This is a genomic window from Aestuariivirga sp. (assembly GCF_044238155.1).
In the GTDB taxonomy this organism is placed as follows: Bacteria; Pseudomonadota; Alphaproteobacteria; order Rhizobiales; family Aestuariivirgaceae; genus Aestuariivirga.
This window is the reverse complement of sequence record NZ_JBIIDX010000228.1, coordinates 1-3,205: the sequence shown is the minus strand read 5'-3', so window position 1 is coordinate 3,205 and position 3,205 is coordinate 1. Positions and strand designations below refer to the sequence as shown.

At 63.1% G+C, this 3,205-nt stretch carries 4 protein-coding genes; all 4 read left to right on the top strand.

What is annotated here, in order from left to right; genetic code table 11:
- On the top strand, positions 1-357 hold a 357-nt coding region (locus tag ACILRN_RS16330), incomplete at its 5' end, for a dipeptidase (RefSeq protein WP_395690023.1).
- 37 nt (positions 358-394) lie between these two features.
- Positions 395-1,672, top strand: coding sequence for a 3,4-dihydroxy-2-butanone-4-phosphate synthase (gene ribB, locus ACILRN_RS16325; RefSeq protein ID WP_395690022.1), 1,278 nt, complete (start codon positions 395-397; stop codon positions 1,670-1,672).
- Between the two features lie 63 nt (positions 1,673-1,735).
- Positions 1,736-2,155, top strand: coding sequence for an ATP-dependent zinc protease (locus tag ACILRN_RS16320; protein ID WP_395690021.1), 420 nt, complete (start codon positions 1,736-1,738; stop codon positions 2,153-2,155).
- Entirely contained in the window at positions 2,152-3,057 is a 906-nt protein-coding gene (rimK, locus tag ACILRN_RS16315) for a 30S ribosomal protein S6--L-glutamate ligase (RefSeq protein WP_395690020.1), read from the top strand. Before ACILRN_RS16320 ends, rimK begins: the two co-directional genes overlap by 4 nt.
- Positions 3,058-3,205 lie beyond the last annotated feature (148 nt).

Here is a 3,205-nt window from a genome sequence, read left to right as displayed (position 1 = left end):
AGCCAATCCTCTCGCAATCTCACAGACGAGCAGATCCGCATCATCGCGCGCTCGGGCGGCATGGTGGGGCTCAATTTCGCGAATGGCTTCCTGCGCGCCGATGGCCGCTGGCAGAGCGAAAATGGGCTCGATACCCCGCTCCGGCACCTCGACCACCTGATCAAGCTGGCCGGTGAAGACCATGTCGGGCTTGGCTCCGACTTCGACGGGGCTCGCATACCATCCGGCATTGGCGACGTGACGGGGCTGCCCCGGCTGGTTGCCGCCATGCAGGCACATGGCTATGGCGAAGCCCTGATCACCAAGCTTTGCAGCGAAAACTGGCTTCGCGTTCTAGACACAACCTGGGGTAGGTAGGTTTACATTGGTTATTAGCGCTGCTAATAACCAATGCATGAAGCTGTCCGATTGGCTTTCGACGAGCGGTGTTTCGCAATCCGACCTGGCGCGGCGCCTCGGCGTGACCCAGGGGCGCGTATCGCAGCTGGTGGCAGGCGCCAAACCTTCGCTCGATCTGGCGCAGCGAATTGCGGCGGTCACGGCCAACAAGGTGCGGCCAGAGGATTTTGGAGATCAGATCATGGCAATGGAACAGGGCCTCGACAGCGTCGAGGACGCGATCAAGGCGATTGCCGCCGGTGAAATGGTGGTGGTTGTCGACGACGACGACCGTGAGAACGAGGGCGACCTGATTGCCGCTGCCGCCAAGATCACGCCGGAGCAGATGGCGTTCATGGTGCGTCACACCTCCGGCATCGTATGTACGCCGATCACGGCCGAAGATGCCAGACGCCTCAAGCTCGACCCGATGGTGGCGTTGAACGACGCGCCGATGGGCACCGCCTTCACCGTATCGATCGACTACAAGGAAGGGCTCACCACCGGCATCTCGGCACAGGAGCGCGCCGCGACCTGCCATGCGCTGGCCAACCGCAATGTGACCGCCGATGATTTCGTGCGGCCCGGCCACATCTTTCCGCTGGTGGCCAAGTCGGGCGGCGTCTTGATGCGTTCGGGGCACACCGAGGCTGCCGTCGATCTCGTCAAGCTCGCGGGCCTGCATCCAGCCGGCGTCATCTGCGAACTGGTCAATGACAATGGATCGGTGAAGCGCGGGCCGCAGGTTCTGGCCTTTGCACGCGAACATGGCTTCAAGATCATCTCGGTTGCCGATCTCATCGCCTACCGCCAGCGCCGCGAACGGCTCGTTGAACAGACGGCACAGTTCGACGTCACCACCAGCATCGGCAAGGCAAGAGGCTTTTCCTACGTCACCCCGTTCGACCAGGTGGAGCAGCTGGCCCTGGTGTTCGGCGATGTGTCATCGGGCCGGCCAGTCCCCGTGCGGCTGCACCGCGAAAACGTACTGGAAGACGTGTTCGGCCCACGCACCACCCTCAACAAGGTGTTCGAGGTGTTCAAGCGCGAGGGAGCGGGGATCCTTGTCTACCTCCAGGAGGGGGCGGCGGGCGTGCCGTCCGGCCAGTTTGCGGCCGAAAAGTCAGGCAGTGCCGCGCAGCGCGAAAAGACCTGGCGGGACGTCGGGCTTGGCGCACAAATCCTGCGCGACCTCAATGTGAGCAAGATCCGCCTGATGTCAAATACCAACCGCCACTACGTGGGGCTGGCCGGCTTCGGCATCGAGATTTCAGAAACGATCAAGCTCGACTGACCCCGGCCCCGGCTCTAGAGTGGCGCGATGCTGCCAGCCCGCACCAAAGCCAGGAACGACGCCATGATGCCACTCATCGGCTGGCGCGAGAAGGTAAGCCTGCCCGAACTCGGGGTCGGGGCATTCACCGCCAAGATCGATACGGGCGCACGGTCTGCAGCACTCCATGCCACCGCTATCCGTGCCGAGGAAGGCGACCACGTCAGCTTCGTGCTGCCGCTCAAGGGGCGCAACCATCACTGCCGCCTGCCACTGAAGGGCCTGCGCCGGGTGCGCAGCTCGAGCGGCCACAGCGAGACGCGCGCAGTGGTGGAAACCGACGTGAAGATCGGCAGGCATGTCCTGCGCATCGAGGTCACGCTGACCGACCGCGCTGACATGGGCATTCCCATGCTGCTCGGGCGGCGCAGCATCGGCCAGCACTTTCTGGTTCATCCCGCCAAGACCAACCTTCTTACACCGCGCAAGCGAAAACCTGCATGAAGATCGCCCTGCTGACCCGCAACCCGAAGCTCTACTCGCATGTCAGGCTGATAGAGACGGCCGAGAAGCGCGGGCACGAGATCGTCCCGATCGATTATCTGAAATGCTACATGAACATCACCTCAAAGAAGCCGGAGCTGCGCTATCTTGGCGAAAAGCTCTTGGGCTTCGATGCAGTGATTCCGAGGATCGGCGCCTCGCACACCTTCTATGGACTGGCGGTGCTGCGCCAGTTCGAGATGATGGGCGTCTATCCGGTGAACGAGTCAGTGGCGATCGGCCGCTCACGCGACAAGCTGCGCTCGCTTCAGCTTCTGGCACGCGATGGCGTCGGACTGCCGGTCACGGCCTTTGCGCAGGATTCCAAACGCACCGACGACCTTCTCGCCATCGTGGGCGGTGCGCCGGTGGTGATCAAGCTGCTCGAAGGAACACAGGGCATCGGCGTGGTATTGAGCGAGACGCACAAGTCAGCAAAGTCCGTCATCGAAGCCTTCCACGGCGCCGATGTGGCGATTCTCGTGCAGGAGTTCGTGAAGGAATCAGAGGGCCGGGACATCCGCGCCTTCGTGGTGGGCCGCGCCCTGGTGGCAGCCATCGAGCGCCAGGGCGGCAAGGATGATTTCCGCTCCAACCTGCACCGCGGCGGCACGGCGAGCGCCACCGAACTCTCGGCAATCGAAAAGGCAACGGCTCTCAAGGCGGCGCGCTCCATGGGGCTCAACGTGGCAGGCGTGGACATGCTGCGCTCCGCGCATGGACCGGTGGTGATGGAAGTCAATTCTTCGCCAGGGCTCGAGGGCATCGAGAAGGCCAGTGGCGTGGACGTGGCACTTGCCATCATCCGTTTCATCGAGCGCAACGCCAAGCCCGGCCGTACCAGAACGCGGGGCAAGGGATGAACGGATTCAACCTCGGTGGCGCCACCATCGCAGCCGGCACGCGCGCCACCATCGATCTTCCCGTCAGCATGCTGTCAAACCACACCCATGTGACGCTTCCCGTCCATGTGGTGCATGGCGAACTGGCTGGGCCGGTGATGTTTCTCAC